General features: G+C 63.1%; 18 protein-coding genes. 11 read left to right on the top strand and 7 right to left on the bottom strand.

Annotated elements, in window-relative coordinates:
* Positions 1-19: 19 nt before the first annotated feature.
* Complete coding sequence (gene dapD / locus HNQ71_RS13105) at positions 20-874, bottom strand: 2,3,4,5-tetrahydropyridine-2,6-dicarboxylate N-succinyltransferase (RefSeq protein WP_184872962.1); 855 nt, start codon at positions 872-874, stop codon at positions 20-22.
* A gap of 226 nt (positions 875-1,100) precedes the next feature.
* On the opposite strand from dapD, the gene HNQ71_RS13100 reads away from it, so the two are divergent.
* On the top strand, positions 1,101-1,940 hold the full coding sequence (locus tag HNQ71_RS13100) for an LOG family protein (RefSeq protein WP_095083465.1): 840 nt from the start codon (positions 1,101-1,103) through the stop codon (positions 1,938-1,940).
* 24 nt (positions 1,941-1,964) lie between these two features.
* Here the strand turns inward: HNQ71_RS13100 and HNQ71_RS13095 are convergent, their stop codons facing one another.
* Positions 1,965-2,672, bottom strand: coding sequence for a pyrimidine 5'-nucleotidase (locus HNQ71_RS13095; RefSeq protein WP_184872961.1), 708 nt, complete (start codon positions 2,670-2,672; stop codon positions 1,965-1,967).
* Positions 2,673-2,833: 161 nt separating this feature from the next.
* Here HNQ71_RS13095 and HNQ71_RS13090 point away from each other — a divergent pair, with 161 nt between their 5' ends.
* From HNQ71_RS13090 to HNQ71_RS13080, 3 genes are all read left to right on the top strand, one after another.
* Complete coding sequence (locus HNQ71_RS13090) at positions 2,834-3,595, top strand: GGDEF domain-containing protein (protein ID WP_184872960.1); 762 nt, start codon at positions 2,834-2,836, stop codon at positions 3,593-3,595.
* Positions 3,596-3,794: 199 nt separating this feature from the next.
* On the top strand, positions 3,795-3,995 hold the full coding sequence (locus HNQ71_RS13085) for a hypothetical protein (RefSeq protein ID WP_184872959.1): 201 nt from the start codon (positions 3,795-3,797) through the stop codon (positions 3,993-3,995).
* Positions 3,992-5,431, top strand: a complete 1,440-nt coding sequence (locus HNQ71_RS13080) for a GMC oxidoreductase (protein ID WP_184872958.1) — start codon at positions 3,992-3,994, stop codon at positions 5,429-5,431. The genes HNQ71_RS13085 and HNQ71_RS13080 overlap by 4 nt, the downstream gene beginning before the upstream one ends.
* Positions 5,432-5,519: 88 nt before the next feature.
* On the opposite strand, the gene HNQ71_RS13075 is transcribed toward HNQ71_RS13080, so the two are convergent.
* On the bottom strand, positions 5,520-5,687 hold the full coding sequence (locus HNQ71_RS13075; protein ID WP_184872957.1) for a hypothetical protein: 168 nt from the start codon (positions 5,685-5,687) through the stop codon (positions 5,520-5,522).
* 95 nt (positions 5,688-5,782) lie between these two features.
* Here HNQ71_RS13075 and HNQ71_RS13070 point away from each other — a divergent pair, with 95 nt between their 5' ends.
* The gene (locus HNQ71_RS13070; RefSeq protein WP_184872956.1) at positions 5,783-6,280 is read left to right on the top strand and encodes a MarR family winged helix-turn-helix transcriptional regulator; all 498 of its coding nucleotides are present in this window, start codon (positions 5,783-5,785) and stop codon (positions 6,278-6,280) included.
* 49 nt (positions 6,281-6,329) lie between these two features.
* Here HNQ71_RS13070 and HNQ71_RS13065 read toward each other — a convergent pair whose 3' ends face one another.
* Positions 6,330-6,962: a TetR/AcrR family transcriptional regulator gene (locus HNQ71_RS13065; protein ID WP_184872955.1), complete on the bottom strand. Its 633-nt coding sequence runs from the start codon at positions 6,960-6,962 to the stop codon at positions 6,330-6,332.
* A 103-nt stretch (positions 6,963-7,065) separates the two neighbouring features.
* On the opposite strand from HNQ71_RS13065, the gene HNQ71_RS13060 reads away from it, so the two are divergent.
* On the top strand, positions 7,066-7,470 hold the full coding sequence (locus tag HNQ71_RS13060) for a VOC family protein (protein WP_184872954.1): 405 nt from the start codon (positions 7,066-7,068) through the stop codon (positions 7,468-7,470).
* A 109-nt stretch (positions 7,471-7,579) separates the two neighbouring features.
* On the opposite strand, the gene phhA is transcribed toward HNQ71_RS13060, so the two are convergent.
* A complete protein-coding gene (gene phhA, locus HNQ71_RS13055; RefSeq protein ID WP_184872953.1) occupies positions 7,580-8,416 on the bottom strand; it encodes a phenylalanine 4-monooxygenase in 837 nt (278 codons plus the stop codon).
* A gap of 139 nt (positions 8,417-8,555) precedes the next feature.
* Here phhA and HNQ71_RS13050 point away from each other — a divergent pair, with 139 nt between their 5' ends.
* The 3 genes from HNQ71_RS13050 to HNQ71_RS13040 all read left to right on the top strand — a co-directional run bounded on the left by HNQ71_RS13050 (position 8,556) and on the right by HNQ71_RS13040 (position 11,311).
* Positions 8,556-9,032: an Lrp/AsnC family transcriptional regulator gene (locus HNQ71_RS13050; RefSeq protein WP_027040109.1), complete on the top strand. Its 477-nt coding sequence runs from the start codon at positions 8,556-8,558 to the stop codon at positions 9,030-9,032.
* 116 nt (positions 9,033-9,148) lie between these two features.
* Positions 9,149-10,696: a magnesium-protoporphyrin IX monomethyl ester anaerobic oxidative cyclase gene (gene bchE, locus HNQ71_RS13045; protein WP_184872952.1), complete on the top strand. Its 1,548-nt coding sequence runs from the start codon at positions 9,149-9,151 to the stop codon at positions 10,694-10,696.
* A 216-nt stretch (positions 10,697-10,912) separates the two neighbouring features.
* Positions 10,913-11,311, top strand: a complete 399-nt coding sequence (locus tag HNQ71_RS13040; protein ID WP_184872951.1) for a RidA family protein — start codon at positions 10,913-10,915, stop codon at positions 11,309-11,311.
* Positions 11,312-11,319: 8 nt separating this feature from the next.
* Here HNQ71_RS13040 and argB read toward each other — a convergent pair whose 3' ends face one another.
* On the bottom strand, positions 11,320-12,213 hold the full coding sequence (argB, locus tag HNQ71_RS13035) for an acetylglutamate kinase (protein WP_112559011.1): 894 nt from the start codon (positions 12,211-12,213) through the stop codon (positions 11,320-11,322).
* A 102-nt stretch (positions 12,214-12,315) separates the two neighbouring features.
* The gene (locus HNQ71_RS13030; protein ID WP_184872950.1) at positions 12,316-13,812 is read right to left on the bottom strand and encodes an amidase; all 1,497 of its coding nucleotides are present in this window, start codon (positions 13,810-13,812) and stop codon (positions 12,316-12,318) included.
* Positions 13,813-13,963: 151 nt separating this feature from the next.
* On the opposite strand from HNQ71_RS13030, the gene HNQ71_RS13025 reads away from it, so the two are divergent.
* Positions 13,964-14,503 (top strand): sigma-70 family RNA polymerase sigma factor, encoded by a 540-nt coding sequence (locus HNQ71_RS13025; protein WP_095083498.1) that lies wholly within the window; start codon positions 13,964-13,966, stop codon positions 14,501-14,503.
* The gene (locus HNQ71_RS13020; RefSeq protein ID WP_184873337.1) at positions 14,500-15,228 is read left to right on the top strand and encodes an anti-sigma factor; all 729 of its coding nucleotides are present in this window, start codon (positions 14,500-14,502) and stop codon (positions 15,226-15,228) included. Before HNQ71_RS13025 ends, HNQ71_RS13020 begins: the two co-directional genes overlap by 4 nt.
* Positions 15,229-15,312 lie beyond the last annotated feature (84 nt).

Below are 15,312 nucleotides of genomic sequence, written 5' to 3'. Positions count from 1 at the left end.
CGCTCGCTTTGCGCAAAGATCAATCGCGCAGCAATTCGTTGATCGAGGTCTTGGAGCGGGTCTTGGCGTCGACCCGCTTGACGATGACGGCGCAGTAAAGACCCGGGCCAGGCTCGTTGTTTGGAAAAGGCTTGCCAGGCAGCGACCCGGCGACAACGACGGAATTCGGCGGCACTTCCCCGTAGAAGACTTCGCCGGTGGCGCGGTCGACGATCTTGGTCGACTGGCCGATGAACACGCCCATGCCGAGCACCGAGCCTTCGCGCACGATGCAGCCCTCGACCACTTCCGAGCGCGCGCCGATGAAGCAATTGTCCTCGATGATGGTCGGGCCTGCCTGCATCGGCTCCAGCACGCCGCCGATGCCGACGCCGCCCGACAGGTGTACGTTCTTGCCGATCTGTGCGCAGGAACCGACCGAGGCCCAGGTGTCGACCATGGTGCCGCTGTCGACATAAGCGCCGACATTGACGAAGGACGGCATCAGCACGGCGCCCGGCGCGACATACGCGGAACGGCGCACGATCGATGACGGCACGGCGCGGAAGCCCGCCTTCTCGAAGTCGACGGCGCTCCAGCCGTCGAACTTCGACGGCACCTTGTCCCACCACACGGCCTGGCCGGGACCGCCCTTGATGATCTCCATCGGGTTGAGCCGGAACGACAACAGCACGGCCTTCTTCAGCCACTGGTTGACATGCCATTTGCCGTCGGCCTGCCGTTCGGCGACGCGGACGGTGCCGCGGTCGAGCAGGTCGAGCGCCGACTGGATGGCGTCGCGGGTTTCGCCGCGGGTCGCCGTCGAAATCGTGTCGCGTTCCTCGAAGGCCTTCTCAATGGTCTTCTCGAGGCTCGCCAGATCGGGCTTCGACATGAATTTGCTCCATTACCAAGCTGTTAAGGGGCTGCGCCTTACCCTGTTCGAAGTCGCGCGGACCCCTGGCAGGCTTTGCCTGCGTGGGTCTTTGCATGTAGCAGGCTCTTGTCGCAAAACCGCCGGACACTTTCGCGGAACCTGCTTATGTTAAGGCTCAATGAGGGTCAATCGCGGCTGCGTCATGGGACGGCGCAAGTGAAGAATCTGGACGGGTAAGGCCATTATGACTCCTATGGAAAAGGCGGGGTGGACGCCGCTGCCGCATTCGGACGAGGATCTGGAGCGGTCGAAGAGCGTGCCGGACACGCCGCAGACGCGTGCCGAGACCTACCGGCTCGCCTGGAACGATCCCGAATTCATGACACGGCGCGAATTGCGCGCGGTCAGGCTGCAGCTCGAACTCTTGAAACCGGAGATGATCCTTGCCGAACGCGGCATCCGTTCGACGGTGATCCTGTTTGGCGGCGCACGCCTGCCGGAACCCGGCGGCGAGGCCTGGGCGGCCAAGAACGAGACGCAGAAGAAGAACCTCGAGGAAAACAGCAAATATTACGAGGAGGCGCGCAAGTTCGCGCGGCTGTGCTCGCAGCAGTCGGCTGCTTCATACTACCGCGAATATGTCGTGGTGACCGGCGGCGGGCCCGGCGTGATGGAAGCCGGAAATCGCGGCGCCGACGACGTCGGCGCGCCATCGATCGGCCTCAACATCGTCTTGCCGCACGAGCAGGCGCCGAACGCCTATGTGACGCCGGAGCTGTGCTTCAACTTCCACTATTTCGCCATCCGCAAGATGCATTTCGTCATGCGCGCCAAGGCGGTCGCGGTGTTTCCCGGCGGCTTCGGCACGATGGACGAGTTCTTCGAGACGCTGACCCTGATCCAGACCGGGCGCATGGAGCGCGTGCCAGTGATCCTGTTTGGCAAATCCTTCTGGAAACGGGCGATCGATCTCGATTTCCTCGCCGAACAGGGCACGATCAGCCCCGGCGACCAGGACATCATCGATTTCGTCGACACCGCCGACGAGGCCTGGGGGATCATCAGCCGCTTCTACAATCTGTGAGAGCAGGCCGAGCCCGGATGAACCTCAGGCGGTGACCTCGACGATGGCCGTCAGGAAGCCGGCGAGGTCGTCGGTGACGAAATCGACATCATCCTCGTTGGCCGGATCGCGCTCCCAGATTTCGGAAAAGGTCGGCTCGAAATTGCGCGGCACGACGAGCACCGTGGTCATGCCCAGCGACTTCGGCACCGCAAGGTTGCGGGCAAGGTCCTCGAACATCACCGCATTGTGGCCGGTGACGGCGTGGAGTTCGGCGAACTTCTCGTAGGTCTGGCGTGCCGGTTTCGGGTTGAGCCCGGCGGCGACGATATCGAAGATGTCATCGAAATGGTCGAGGATGCCGAGCTGGCGCGCGGTACGTTCGGCGTGCCTGCGGTCGCCGTTGGTGAAGATGAACTTGCGGCCTGGGAGCTGGCGGATGGCGGTGCCAAGAACGGGATCGGGCACCAGCCATGAATAATCGATGTCATGCACCTTTTCGAGGAAATCGTCGGGGTCGATGCCGTGGCGCGTCATCAGCCCGTTCAACGTCGTGCCATATTCCAGATAGAGCTCTTTCTGCAGCTTGCGTGCCGCCTCGCGCGGCAACGCCAGCAGTTCGCCGACATAGGCGGTCATCTTCACGTCGATCTGCGAGAACAGATTCGAATGATGCGGATAGAGCGTGTTGTCGAGGTCGAACACCCAGTCGGTGACATGAGCGAAATGGGCGGGGTCAGGCAGTGTGGTCATGCGCTCCTTATGGCATGAAACGGACATTCTGAAAGTGACTTTATCCACAACTTATGCGCGCCGCGAGTCGCGGAAATAGCGTCACCCTTCAAATTTTAAGCATCCGGGAAAGGTAGCCTTCAGGGCTTGCTGGCACAGAGGCAGACCTGTGGGAGCAAGCGATGAGTAGCATAATTCTAAGATCCGCCGTCGTCGCTTTTGCCTCTGTCGCAGCCTCCCTCCTGCTGACGCTGATCATCGTTCCTGCCTTGGGATTTCCGGTCAACCGCACGATCTGGCTGACCTCCACGCTCTGCCCGCTGGTCCTCGCATGGGTCGCCAGCGCAAGCACTTTCTGGCAAAGCGACAGGCTGAAAAGCGCCCATCGCGACCTTGCGCGAGCCCATGCCCAGCTCGCCGCCGCGCATCGCCGCCTGGCGGACAAGGCGAGCCGCGACGACATGACCGGCATGCTCAACCGGGAAAACTTCTTTGCTGCCCTCGATGGTTCCCGCCGCAAGTCCGATCGCGGCGCGCTGCTGATCATCGATGCCGACCACTTCAAGAGGATCAACGACAATTTTGGCCACCTGACCGGCGACGACGCACTGCTCTTGATCGCCAGCGCGATCGAACGTGGCGTGCGCAGCGGCGATGTGCTCGGCCGCATCGGCGGCGAGGAGTTCGGCGCCTTCCTGATCGGCGCCACCGAGCAGGAGGCCAAGCGCGTCGCCGAGCGCATTCGCCGCGAAGTCGAGCTGATCCGCTTCCGGCCCGTCGACGAGCGGACCGTTCCGCTCACGGTCAGCATCGGCGGAACCGTCTGTGGCGAGGATATCAGCGTATCGGACCTGATGCGCGCCGCCGACCGGCGCCTCTACCAGGCCAAGCACCGGGGCCGCAATCTGACGATCCTCGACACAGACATTTCCGAGGCGGCGTGATCAGGCGGCCGATCCGCTATTCGGCCCGTTAAGGAAATCCTAACCCTGTTCATACTCGGCTGCGCCGTTTACCCGGTTTTCGCTGCTTGGCGGGTAGCGTGGCACAATACTGGCTTCTGCCGCGATGCATGTGCCGTTCCGGGACCTGTCGTTCAGGTAACGCCATGCGTCGTCGAAGCCCCCACCCGAGAGACCAGTCATGAGTTTCTTCATCAAGAGAATATCCCGCCGCACGATCGTGCAGGCGCTGATCGCACTGCCTGCCCTGTCCCTGTTCCGCACGCTGCCTAACGCCGATCCGGCCCATGCTGACCCACACCGAGCCGGTCCAACCCCGGCCAACCCGAACGAGATCGTCGAGGTCAATGGCTGGATCCTGAAGCGGAGCGATCTGGCATGATCTTCGACAGCTGTGATGCGTTTCGCGCCGCCAATTTCGCCGCCAAGGTCTGCATCCTCGGCTCCGGCCCGGCCGGCACCACCATCGCCCGCAAGCTTGGCGCCGCCGGCATTCCGGTCGTGGTGCTGGAGGCCGGCTCGCGTGAATTCAGCGACGAGTCGCAGGATTTCTACCGTGGCACCACGGTCGGTGATTTCTACTTCGATCTCGACGTCACCCGGCTGCGCTTCATGGGCGGCAGTTCGAACCACTGGGCAGGCTGGTGCCGCGTGCTCGACAAACAGGATTTCGAGCCGAAGGCCTGGGCGCCCGACACGGGCTGGCCGATTCGCCGCGCCGACATCGAACCCTTTCTGCCGGAAGTGCACGATATCCTCGAACTTCCCGGTTTCCGGCCGGACGTGCCGGTGTCCGACGACATTCGCTGGGTGCAGCTGATCAAGAGCCCGGCGGTGCGCTTCGGCGAAAAATTCGCCGACGAGCTCGACAAGAGCAGGAACGTCGCGGTCGTGCTCAACACCTACGCCACTGAACTTGCCGGCGACGGCAAGCGCGTGACCGGCGCCAGGCTGTGGTCCAACGGGCAGGATGCCGGCGCCTTCAACGCGGATTATTTCATTGTCTGCACCGGCGGACTGGAGAATTCGCGCCTGCTTCTGTGGTCGAACCAGCGCTCGAACGGCGGCGTCGTGCCGAATGCAGCGGCGCTTGGCCGCTACTGGATGGAGCATCCGACCTTCGAGGGTGGCAATGCCATCCTGGCCGACTATGGCGAGTTCGAGGTCGATGCGGTCAACGAGGCCTTCTTCTCGCCGACACCTGCCGCCATGGAGCGGCTGCAGATCATGAATTTCGGCATCAGGCTGATCGAGACCCCCTATCCGGGCGTCAAGAGCCTGATCGCCGACCTCGCCTGCACGGCGCCAGACATGGCCGAATGGATGTCCGCCAAGCTCAGCCAGAATCTGCGCTGCGCAGCCCAGCTCTATGTTGCCTGGGAACAGGCGCCGCTGGCCTCCAACCGGATCGAACTGTCGACGACCGATGTCGACCATGCCGGCGTGCCGCGCATCGAGCTGCACTGGAAGAAATCGAAGCTGGAACACCGCACCCTTCTCGAAGGGCTTAGACTGTTCGGCAAGACGCTGATCGAGAAGAATCTCGGCCGGGTGCGCATTGCCGACTGGATCGCGAATGGCGGCGACTACCCGACCAACGACGAGACGGCGGGTCATCACCATATGGGTGGCACCCGCATGGGCACCGACGTCACCAAGAGCGTTGTCGACGCCAACTGCAAGGTGCATGGCATGGACAATCTCTATGTCGGTGGCTCCTCGGTGTTCTGCACGTCGGGCGAATGCAATCCGACGACGACGATCACCGCGCTGGCCTGCCGGCTGGGTGACCATCTTGCCAAGGTTGTCGCCGTCTGAGCGTTCTAGTGCAATGTCATCCTGGGACATTGCAGCATCCCGACAATGCCGGCGCCGATGACGGCGCCGGCAGAATGCACGTCACGGCTCAGAAGCCGTAGACGGCGATGCGCACCAGCACCGCGGCAGCGGCCAGCGCCACGAGCAAAATGCCCAGGCCGATGGGGGAGCCCCATCCGTACCATTCCATGGCCAGCTTGGCATATTTGAACTCTTCCTCATGCGAGAGGGGCGTACGCTGTTGAATCAAGCTCATTTTTTCACTCCTTGTCGGCGGCCGGCCCTTGCCTTGTCGGCGCTACGGCCGCATATTGATGCGATAGTCTAAATGTTAGACAGATTGATAGTTAGATGATCGAAATAAATTCGTCAAGCAGGAATCGCACCGAAATGACGACGGCCATCGGCCTTGCCATCATGCAATGGCAGGACGCGACGCAGGCCTATGACGAGGCGGTGGGGCTGAGGCTGGGGCTGAACATGGCCGAACGCCATTGCATCGGACTGCTCCATGGCGGCCCGCAGTCGGCCGGCGCGATCGCCACCGCAACCGGGCTGACGCCGGCGGCTGTGACAGCGCTGATCGACCGGCTGGAGGCGCGCGGGCTGCTGACGCGCACGCGCAGTCTCGAGGACAGGCGCAAGGTGGTGATCGAGGCGACGGAGGCGACGCGGGACCTGTCGGCGCGCTATTATGGCGCCATCGCGAAGGAGGGCGAAAAGGTGATCGCCACCTTCAGCGACGCCGAGCTAGCGACCATATCGCGCTTCGTCAACGCCGCGCTCGACCTGCAGCGCGCCCAGCTTGCGAGGCTGAAGGCCGAGGGGTCGGACAACCCTGGGCGATAGGGGTGCGATGTGTTGGCGGCGTGACTGTGAATGTCGGCAGGCAACGGGACTATTTCGGCTGCACCCCATAGGCGACAAGAAACGCCCCCACTGAGGCATCCGCGTGCCGTTCCAGTTCGGCCTTGGAGCGCCGGTTGCTTCCCGTGAACATGGCTTCATTCATGGGGATCCAAAGAAGCATCCCAAAAAAGTGGCTGGCTGCCAGATAGGGGTCACTGGTTTGTATCAGCCCTCGACTGGTGAGCTTTTGAAAGCAGGAAGCCATTGAGCCAAGCATGCGCTCGAAGCCTTTTTCGTACCAACTGCGGCCAAGCTGCGGCATTCGATCCGCATTGGCGATGATCAAGCGCCGCAGCTTCAACAACTCTTCATCCATGAGCGTCGTTATCAAACATCGAGCGAGCTGCTGCAGGCCACCTTCCATGAATTTCGCCTCGGAAAGCAGCGTCGTCACGGACTCGATGACATCGTTGGCCTGGGTAGCGGTTGCAAGAACGACTTCGCCGAACAACGTCTCCTTGTCGGTGAAATGCTTGTAGACGGTCTGCTTGGAGGCCCCCGCCCTGGTGGCGATTTCCTCCATGCTGGTCCCGTCATAACCATTGCCGATGAACGCCGCCGTGGCCGCCTGGATGATTTCACGATCCTTGCGTGCCGATCTCGTCTCACCGTCGATTTTCATGGCGACCTCCTAACCAGTACTAGACGGTACCGTTCCCACGTGATAGTTATGAAAACGGTACTGGACTGACTAGTACCTGTCAACGAAGGCAAGGCTTAGACCGATGACCAAGATGATCTTCATAAATCTGCCGGTGCGCGATCTGCAGGCAGCGACCAAGTTTTATCTCGCGATCGGCGGCACACTAAATCCGCAGTTCTCGAACGACCAGGCCAGTTCGATCATGTTCTCCGACTCGATTGGGGTGATGCTGCTGACGCACCAGCACTATGGCCAGTTCACAACGCGTCAGATAGGCGACGCCAGGCGTGACAGCCAGATGCTGATAGCACTCACCGCCGGCAGCAAGGACGAGGTCAATGCCACAATCGAGAAGGGCGTGGCGGCAGGCGGCCGCGCCGATCCCAACCCTGCGCAGGACCTCGGCTTCATGTTCAACCGCCACATCGAGGACCCCGACGGCAACGTCTGGGAGTTCCTGTGGATGAACCCCGCCGCCATGCAATAGCCCAGCGGGATCAAAGCGTGCAAAGCGCGTCGCGTCGACACAGATTCATGCGACGCGCTTTGTGTTTCATGCATGTCGTACCGGGCGGAAACGATTCTCCTGGAATTGTTTAGACCGTCGCCGGGTCGAGTGCCTGCTGGCCCTTGCGGCGCGCGACGATCGCCTCGAAATCGGCGGTCTGGAAGGCATCGCGCAAGGCGTCGAAGGACGGCAGCACGAAATAGGCGCGCTGAAATTTGTCGATCTCGTAGCCGGTGCGCATCACCGTTTCGAGGTCGAAGGGCACGTGGTGGGCGTCCTTGCCGTCGACGGCGAACTGCAACTCGGTAAACGACGACATCAGGCCGGCGCCAAAGGCCTTCAGCTGCTGGCCGTCCTCCTGCATCAGGCCATATTCGGCCGTGTACCAGTAGAGCCGGGTGATCATCTCGTCGCCGCCCAGCGCAATGATGTCGCCGGCCTTGCGGCCATACATCTGCATGAAGTCGGCAAACACCGGTTGCGACAGCACCGGCACGTGACCGAAGAAATCATGGAACATGTCCGGCTCGACGATGTAGTCGAGCTCCTGCCTGGTCCGCAGCCAGTTGGTGACCGGGAAGCGGCGGTTGGCGAGATGATCGAAGAAGGGCGCGGCGGGAATGAGACCCGGCACCGCGACGATCTCCCAGCCGGTCAGCTTGCGCAGCTTGGCGCTGACGTCCTCGAAATCGGGGATGCGGTCGAGCAGGCCGAGCTTCTCGACGCCGTCGAGATAGGAGTGGTGGGCGAGCTTGCGCGTCAGTTTGGTCTGGCGATCGCACAGCGTGCGCCACACCGCCTGCTCCTCGGTGCTGTAATCATAACCCTGCGCCACGGTGAAATCGGCACGGCAGACCGAATAGTCGCCGCGCAACCCTTGCGCCGCACAGTCGCGGGCATATTCGGCAACGCTCATTGTCGTCATGGTTTCTCTCCCTGCAAGTGATGAATGGCGGACGTGCCGAAAGGATAACCGGATCTGCCGAGGCAAATCGGTTTTGATGATGGCTCGAGCGCGATATTCAAGATAACATTCACTCCAGAAACGCTTTCGTGGAGTGAAAATGCCTCAATTCGATGATTTCGAAATCAAGATGCTCGATGTCTTGCAGCGCGACGGGCGCAAGCCGGTGTCCGAACTGGCGCAAGAGATCGGCCTGTCGACAACCCCATGCGCACGACGTTTCGAGGCACTGCAGGAGGCCGGCATCATCAAGGGTTTTGCCGCGGTGATCAGCCGCCGCGCGGTCGGCCTGATGGTCGAGGTGTTCATCCAGGTGCGCCTCGTCAGCCACAGCGACGGCTCGCCCGAAAGCTTCATTGCCGCCGTGCAGCGCATGGACGAGGTGTCCTCATGCTGGACGATGACCGGCGACCACGATTTCCTGTTGCATGTCATGGTGCCGTCGGTCGACGAGCTCAACGCTTTCGTCATGCACCGGCTGATGCGGCTCGACGGCGTGCGTGACGTCCACACCCAGCTGGTGCTGCAGAACATCAAGGGCCCCGGCCACGTGCCGCTCGGCCACCTCAGGCGGTGATGGTGCCCGGCTTGCGCATCCCTGCGGAAAAGCTGCACGCAAACTGCTGAAACGGGCCAATCGGGCGTCCATATCGCCGGCCAGCATCCGCGGACCAACTGCCTCGGAGGTCCGCCTTGAAAATCGTCCTGATCAATCCACCGCACACCGCCATCGGCAGCCGCGTGCCGGACGATCACCTGCCGCCGCTTGGCCTGTTGGCGCTCGGCGGTCCGCTGATCGATGCCGGCCATGAGGTGCGCCTCGTCGACGCCGAATTCGGGCCGATGCCGCTCGACATGGTGGTGCGCAATGCGCTCGACGATGGTCCCGATTTCGTCCTGATCGGCCATTCCGGCTCGACCTCGGCGCACCCGACCGCCTTGCTGATAGCGCGCATGATCAAGGCGCGCGAGCCGGCGACCATCATCATCTATGGCGGCGTGTTCCCGACCTATCACTGGGGCGATATCCTGACCGAAACGGACGTCTTCGACTTCATCGTGCGCGGCGAGGGCGAGGCGACTGTCGTGGCGCTGGTCGAGGCGCTGGAAATGCACCAGCCGCCGGCGAGCGTGGCCGGCATCGCCTTTCGCGACGATCTGCGCCGTCCCTTCGCCACGCAGCCGGCAATGACCATCATCGATCTCGACGCCTACCGTGTCGGCTGGGAGCTGATCGACCACGCCCGCTACAGTTACTGGGGCGGCAAGCGGGCCGTGGTCATGCAGTTTTCACGTGGCTGCCCGCATCTGTGTAATTATTGCGGCCAACGCGGCTTCTGGACCCGCTGGCGGCATCGCGATCCGGTGAAATTCGCCAAGGAGATCGCCTGGCTGCACCGCGAGCAAGGCGTCGAGCTGATCAACCTTGCCGACGAGAACCCGACCGTTTCGAAGAAAGCCTGGCGCGCCTTTCTCGACGCCATGATTACCGAAAATGTACCGGTGCTGATCGTCGGCTCGACCCGCGCCGACGACATCGTGCGCGATGCCGACATCCTGCATCTCTACCGCAAGGCGGGCGTCATCCGCTGGCTGCTCGGCATGGAAAACACCGACGAACAGACGCTTCAATTGATCCGCAAGGGCGGCAGCACCTCATCCGACCGCGAGGCGATAAGGCTGCTGCGCCTCAACGGCATCCTGTCGATGGCGACCTGGGTGGCCGGCTTCGAGGATGAAGGGTTTCGCGATTTGTGGCGCGGCTTTCGCCAGCTCATCGCCTACGATCCCGACCAGATCCAGGCGCTTTATGTGACGCCGCATCGATGGACACCGTTCTTCAGGATCGCGCGGGACCGCAAGGTGATTCAGAAGGATGCCCGCCTGTGGGATTACAAGCACCAGGTGCTGCAGATGACGCGGCTGAAACCGTGGATGCTGTTCTTCAGCGTCAAGCTGATCGAACTGGCGGTGCAGTCGCGGCCAAAGGCACTGGCGCGCATCCTGTTCCACAAGGATCCCGAGCAACGGCATTCGATGCGCTGGTACACGCAGATGGGGCGCCGCGTCTGGTTCCGCGAGGTCTGGGGATTTCTGGTTCGCGACGGCCGGGTGAAAGACGGCCCGACGCTTGCCGAGTTCTGGGGCGCGCCGCAGGACGCCGAAGAAGAATCGATGACCATCGCACGCCCGGCGCGCAAGCCGGCTTTGACTGGGATCGCGATCTCGCCGAATGCCTGATCGCTCGCCCCTTAAATTAATATACGTCGCGTATGCGTATTGACATACGCAGCGTATGCATCCACATCAAATATACGGGGCGTATGTCAACTGCCGTCCCGGACAGTGGAGCGCAGCGATCCAGAACCCTGAAGCCTTGCGAATGGCGCCCTCACGGCGAAGCCAATCGCGATCGACCGAGGGGCCTGGCTGCCTTGTTTGAAATGGAGTGAAACTATGAGCAAACGCGACGCAATCTTCCCAGCCGGCCGGCAGGCTCTCTACGAGATCAACCGCTACTCGGCGGCGATCCGCTCAGGCGACTTCCTGTTCGTCTCTGGACAGGTCGGCAGCCGCGAGGACGGGTCGCCCGAGCCGGTCTTCGCAAGCCAAGTCCAGCTTGCCTTCGACAATCTCGCCGCCGTGCTGAAGGCCGCCGGCTGCACGTTCGACGACATTGTCGACGTGACCACGTTCCACACCGATCCGGCCACGCAATGGCCCGCGATCGACGCTGTCCGGCTGAAGGCGTTCGGCGAACCGCCCTACCCGAACTGGACCGCGGTGGGCGTGAACTGGCTGGCGGGCTTCGATTTTGAAATCAAGGTCATCGCGCGTCTTCCGCAGCCCGCCTGAGCTGTCGATCAGGGTACGATCAGCGTGCCGGCGCCGTGTTCGGTGAACAGTTCAAGCAGCACCGAATGCGGCGTCTTGCCGTTGAGGATGACGACGCCTTCGACGCCGCGCTCGATCGCCTCGATGCAGGTTTCGACCTTGGGGATCATGCCGCCCGAGACCGTGCCGTCCTTGATCAGCGCCTTGGCCTCGGCCACGGTCAGTTCGTCGATCAGCTTCTTGTTCTTGTCGAGTACGCCGGGCACGTCGGTGAGGAACAGCAGGCGCGTTGCCTGGCAGGCGCCGGCAATGGCGCCGGCGAAGGTGTCGGCGTTGATGTTGTAGGTGTGGCCGTCGCGGCCGGGCGCCACCGGGGCCAGCACCGGGATCATTTCGGAGCGCGCCAGAAGGTCGAGCAAGGTGCGGTCGACCTCGACCGGCTCGCCGACGAAGCCGAGATCGAGCACGCGTTCGATGTTGGAGTCCGGATCGATCATGGTCTTGCGCGCCTTTTCGGCGAAGACCATGTTGCCGTCCTTGCCGCACAGGCCGATCGCCCATTCGCCCTCGGCGTTGATCAGCGCCACGATCTCCTTGTTGATCGAGCCGGCCAGCACCATCTCGACGATCTCGACCGTCTTCTGGTCGGTGACGCGCAGGCCGCCCTCGAACTTCGATTCGATGCCCATCTTGGCCAGCATGGCGCCGATCTGCGGGCCGCCGCCATGAACGACGATCGGGTTGACGCCGGATTGCTTCAACAGCGCGATGTCGCGCGCGAAGGCCTTGCCGAGCTCGATATCGCCCATGGCGTGGCCGCCATATTTCACCACGACCGTCTTGTGCTCATAGCGCTGCATGTAAGGCAGCGCCCGCGAAAGCAGGGCTGCCTGCATTTCGGCGGTGGCGGTTATCTCCGTCATCGGTGCGTTCCTGAAGTGGCAAGGATGGCGGCGTCTTAGCGGGAATTGGCGCCGCCCGCAAATGGCTTTGCTGTCATATTCGAGCGCTTCACGACGACGTCATCATGACGGCACCCTCAGCGGCGCCCTACGGCCCAGCCAACCCGAGATCTTCTCCATCTGCGCGGCAAGCGACAGCAGCGTCTCCTCGTCGCCCGGCCGGCCCGCCGCCTGGATGCCGAGCGGCAGGCCGGCATCGGTGACATGGACCGGCAGCGCGATCGACGGCTGCCCGCTGACATTCTGAATCGCCGGCCAATGGGTGAACCCAAGGCTCTTGTCCATCAGCTGGCCGAGCAATGGCTTCAGCTTCAGCAAGGCGGTGAGGTGAAGCTTGTCGAGCAGGTTTTCGATGAGTTCGTCAGCGCCTTTCGGGTCCATGGCGCCGCAGGCAAGCGGCGGGTGGGCGATGATCGGCATCAGCACGGCATCATATTGCGCTGTCTCGGCGATCAGCTGCCGCGAAGTCGCATGCAGCCGTTGCAGGCCGGCATAGATCTCGCCCGCCGATACCAGCTCACCGAAGCGAGCGATGATGCGCGTCGCTCGCTCGATGTCGCCCAGAACGGAACGGCCGACACGCAGCGCCTCGGCCCGCATCGTGCCGGCGACGGCAGAGGCCACGCCAGTGGCAAAATCGGCGAAGAAATCCCGCCCGACAAACGGCAGGTCGATGTCCGCGACCGTGTGGCCGCCCTCGCGGGCCAGCGCCACCGCCGCGTCGAGCGCGACAAGCGTCTCGGCCGAGACCGGCAAACCGAGCGGCGACTTGCGGTACACGGCCAGCCTGAGCTTGCCGGGATCGCGCGCGGCAGCCGCAACGAAGCTGCCTTTGGGCGACGGCGCCGCATAGGGCGTCAAAAGGTCGGGACCGTGGGTGAGGTCGAGCAGCAGTGCGCAGTCGCGCACCGAGCGGGTGAGCGCATGGTCGACGACCATGCCGTACCAGCTCTCGCTGACCAATGGTGTCAGCGGTATGCGGCCACGCGACGTCTTCAGGCCGACAAGCCCGGTGCAGGCGGCAGGCACCCGGATCGAGCCGCCGCCATCCGAGGCATGCGCCACCGGTACGACGCCGGCAGCGACCAGCGCCGCCGCACCCCCCGATGAGCCGCCGCTGGTATGGCCGGTGTTCCAGGGATTGCGGGTGATGCCGAAGGCCTTGGATTCGGTCATCAGCCGAAGCCCGTGTTCCGGCGACGTCGAGGTGACGATCGGAATGAGGCCGGCGGCAAGGTAGCGATCGGTCAGCACCGAATTGACATCGGCCCGCCATGCCGGAATGCGGCTGCCACCATGCGTCAGCACGCCCTTCATCGCGATGCCGAGGTCCTTGATGGCAAAGGGAATGCCGGCCAGCGGCAGCGAGCGGTCGACGGTCTTCGCCCGGGCCCGCGCGGCGTCAAAGAGCGGCTCCGCCGTGGCGTTGATGTCGGAACGGGTGGCCTCGGCGCGGGCGATCGCCGCTTCGGTCAGTTCGATGGGCGAGACCTCGCCCTTGCGGATGAGATCGGCAAGGCCGGTTGCATCTTGCGCCCACAGTGTATGTTCAACCGACATGCGCGTTCCCCAAACCATGGGAAGACAAGCTAACCAGTGGCGATTTCATTGGCAATCGACGGACGGATCCGGGCTGGCAATGCCGCAAGTCTGGCGTGTACAAGGCGATTTCCGTCGTTGCAAATACATTGCAATCCCCTAATTTGCCTGCATGACGCCGCAGGACATCACCAAGCTGATCGTCCGGACTTCGATGAAGGATCGGGCTGCGTTCGATCTGCTCTACCGGCAGACCAGCGCGAAACTTTTCGGCGTCTGCCTTCGTGTATTGAACGACCGGGGAGATGCCGAAGAAGCCCTGCAGGAAGTCTTCGTCAAGATCTGGACGAAGGCGGACCGTTTTGCCGTCTCAGACTTGAGCCCGATCTCCTGGCTGGTGGCGATCGCGCGCAACCACGCGATCGATCGCGTCAGAGCGCGACGCAAGCCCGCCCTCGATATCGATGCCGCGCTCGACGTGGCCGATCCGACGCCAGGGCCGGAAGCGATGGTGGTGGCGGGCGGTGAATCCGAACGCATCCATCATTGTCTCGACGAGCTGGAAAAGGACCGGGCGGCGGCCGTCCGGGGCGCCTATCTCAAGGGCGAGAGCTATGCCGAATTGGCGGAGCGCCATGGCGTGCCGTTGAACACGATGCGTACCTGGCTGCGCCGCAGCCTGTTGAAACTCAGAGAATGTCTGGAAAGATGACGCTGGCGGAAGACAACGGACCGGAACGTGGAGGCGACGACCTGCTCGCCGCCGAATACGTTCTCGGCGTGCTGCCGGCGGAGGAGCGGCAGATCGCGTCCAGGCGCATCGATGCGGAGACCGGGTTCGCCCGTCTTGTCGACGGCTGGGAGGTCTCACTTTCGCCGCTGGCCGCCGCCTACCCGGAAATCGAGCCGCCGGCTTCGGTCAAGGCTGCGATCGATCGCCGCCTGTTCACGTCCACCGCAACCGTGGCCACGCCTACCGAATCGCGCGGCGGGCTGTGGTCCAGCTTGGCCTTCTGGCGCGGCCTCACTGCTGCGGCGGTCGCCGCGCTGGCGATCTACATCGCCGTGCCCGCTCTCAACCCGCCGGTCGAGCAGCCGCAGGCGCGCCTCGTCGCCTCGCTGGCCGCCGATGGCAGCGATGTCAAATATCTCGCCGTCTATGACGCCGCGCATCACGAGGTCGGCCTGTCGCACGTCTCCGGTGAGCGTGCAGCCGGCAAGGACTTCGAGCTGTGGATGATCGAGGGCAAGAACCCGCCGGTCTCGATGGGCATCATCCCGGCCGGCGCGACAGCGCATATCGTGGTCTCGCCGGCTGCCCAGCAGAAGCTCGCCCAAGGCGCGGTGCTTGCCGTCAGCCTCGAGCCGGCAGGCGGTTCGCCGACCGGCCAGCCGACCGGACCGGTGGTCGCGGCGGGCGATCTGAAGAGCATCTGACCGCTTTCCCCCTCACATAGAAGACTTACAGTCTATCTTTCGCACCGGATGTCTAACCGCACCGGTGATCTGGCAAACAGCATT

Origin of the sequence: Mesorhizobium sangaii (genome assembly GCF_014207355.1) — a bacterium.
In the GTDB taxonomy this organism is placed as follows: domain Bacteria; phylum Pseudomonadota; class Alphaproteobacteria; order Rhizobiales; family Rhizobiaceae; genus Mesorhizobium; species Mesorhizobium sangaii.
The sequence above is the reverse complement of the archived record's forward strand: the minus strand, read 5'-3'. Positions and strand labels throughout refer to the sequence as shown.

Bases quoted from the DNA above. Each gene is read 5' to 3' on its own strand.
- dapD (WP_184872962.1), bottom strand. From the start codon at position 874: ATGTCGAAGCCCGATCTGGCGAGCCTCGAGAAGACCATTGAGAAGGCC.
- HNQ71_RS13100 (WP_095083465.1), top strand. From the start codon at position 1,101: ATGACTCCTATGGAAAAGGCGGGGTGGACGCCGCTGCCGCATTCGGAC.
- HNQ71_RS13095 (WP_184872961.1), bottom strand. From the start codon at position 2,672: ATGACCACACTGCCTGACCCCGCCCATTTCGCTCATGTCACCGACTGG.
- HNQ71_RS13090 (WP_184872960.1), top strand. From the start codon at position 2,834: ATGAGTAGCATAATTCTAAGATCCGCCGTCGTCGCTTTTGCCTCTGTC.
- HNQ71_RS13085 (WP_184872959.1), top strand. From the start codon at position 3,795: ATGAGTTTCTTCATCAAGAGAATATCCCGCCGCACGATCGTGCAGGCG.
- HNQ71_RS13080 (WP_184872958.1), top strand. From the start codon at position 3,992: ATGATCTTCGACAGCTGTGATGCGTTTCGCGCCGCCAATTTCGCCGCC.
- HNQ71_RS13075 (WP_184872957.1), bottom strand. From the start codon at position 5,687: ATGAGCTTGATTCAACAGCGTACGCCCCTCTCGCATGAGGAAGAGTTC.
- HNQ71_RS13070 (WP_184872956.1), top strand. From the start codon at position 5,783: ATGATCGAAATAAATTCGTCAAGCAGGAATCGCACCGAAATGACGACG.
- HNQ71_RS13065 (WP_184872955.1), bottom strand. From the start codon at position 6,962: ATGAAAATCGACGGTGAGACGAGATCGGCACGCAAGGATCGTGAAATC.
- HNQ71_RS13060 (WP_184872954.1), top strand. From the start codon at position 7,066: ATGACCAAGATGATCTTCATAAATCTGCCGGTGCGCGATCTGCAGGCA.
- phhA (WP_184872953.1), bottom strand. From the start codon at position 8,416: ATGACGACAATGAGCGTTGCCGAATATGCCCGCGACTGTGCGGCGCAA.
- HNQ71_RS13050 (WP_027040109.1), top strand. From the start codon at position 8,556: ATGCCTCAATTCGATGATTTCGAAATCAAGATGCTCGATGTCTTGCAG.
- HNQ71_RS13040 (WP_184872951.1), top strand. From the start codon at position 10,913: ATGAGCAAACGCGACGCAATCTTCCCAGCCGGCCGGCAGGCTCTCTAC.
- argB (WP_112559011.1), bottom strand. From the start codon at position 12,213: ATGACGGAGATAACCGCCACCGCCGAAATGCAGGCAGCCCTGCTTTCG.
- HNQ71_RS13030 (WP_184872950.1), bottom strand. From the start codon at position 13,812: ATGTCGGTTGAACATACACTGTGGGCGCAAGATGCAACCGGCCTTGCC.
- HNQ71_RS13025 (WP_095083498.1), top strand. From the start codon at position 13,964: ATGACGCCGCAGGACATCACCAAGCTGATCGTCCGGACTTCGATGAAG.
- HNQ71_RS13020 (WP_184873337.1), top strand. From the start codon at position 14,500: ATGACGCTGGCGGAAGACAACGGACCGGAACGTGGAGGCGACGACCTG.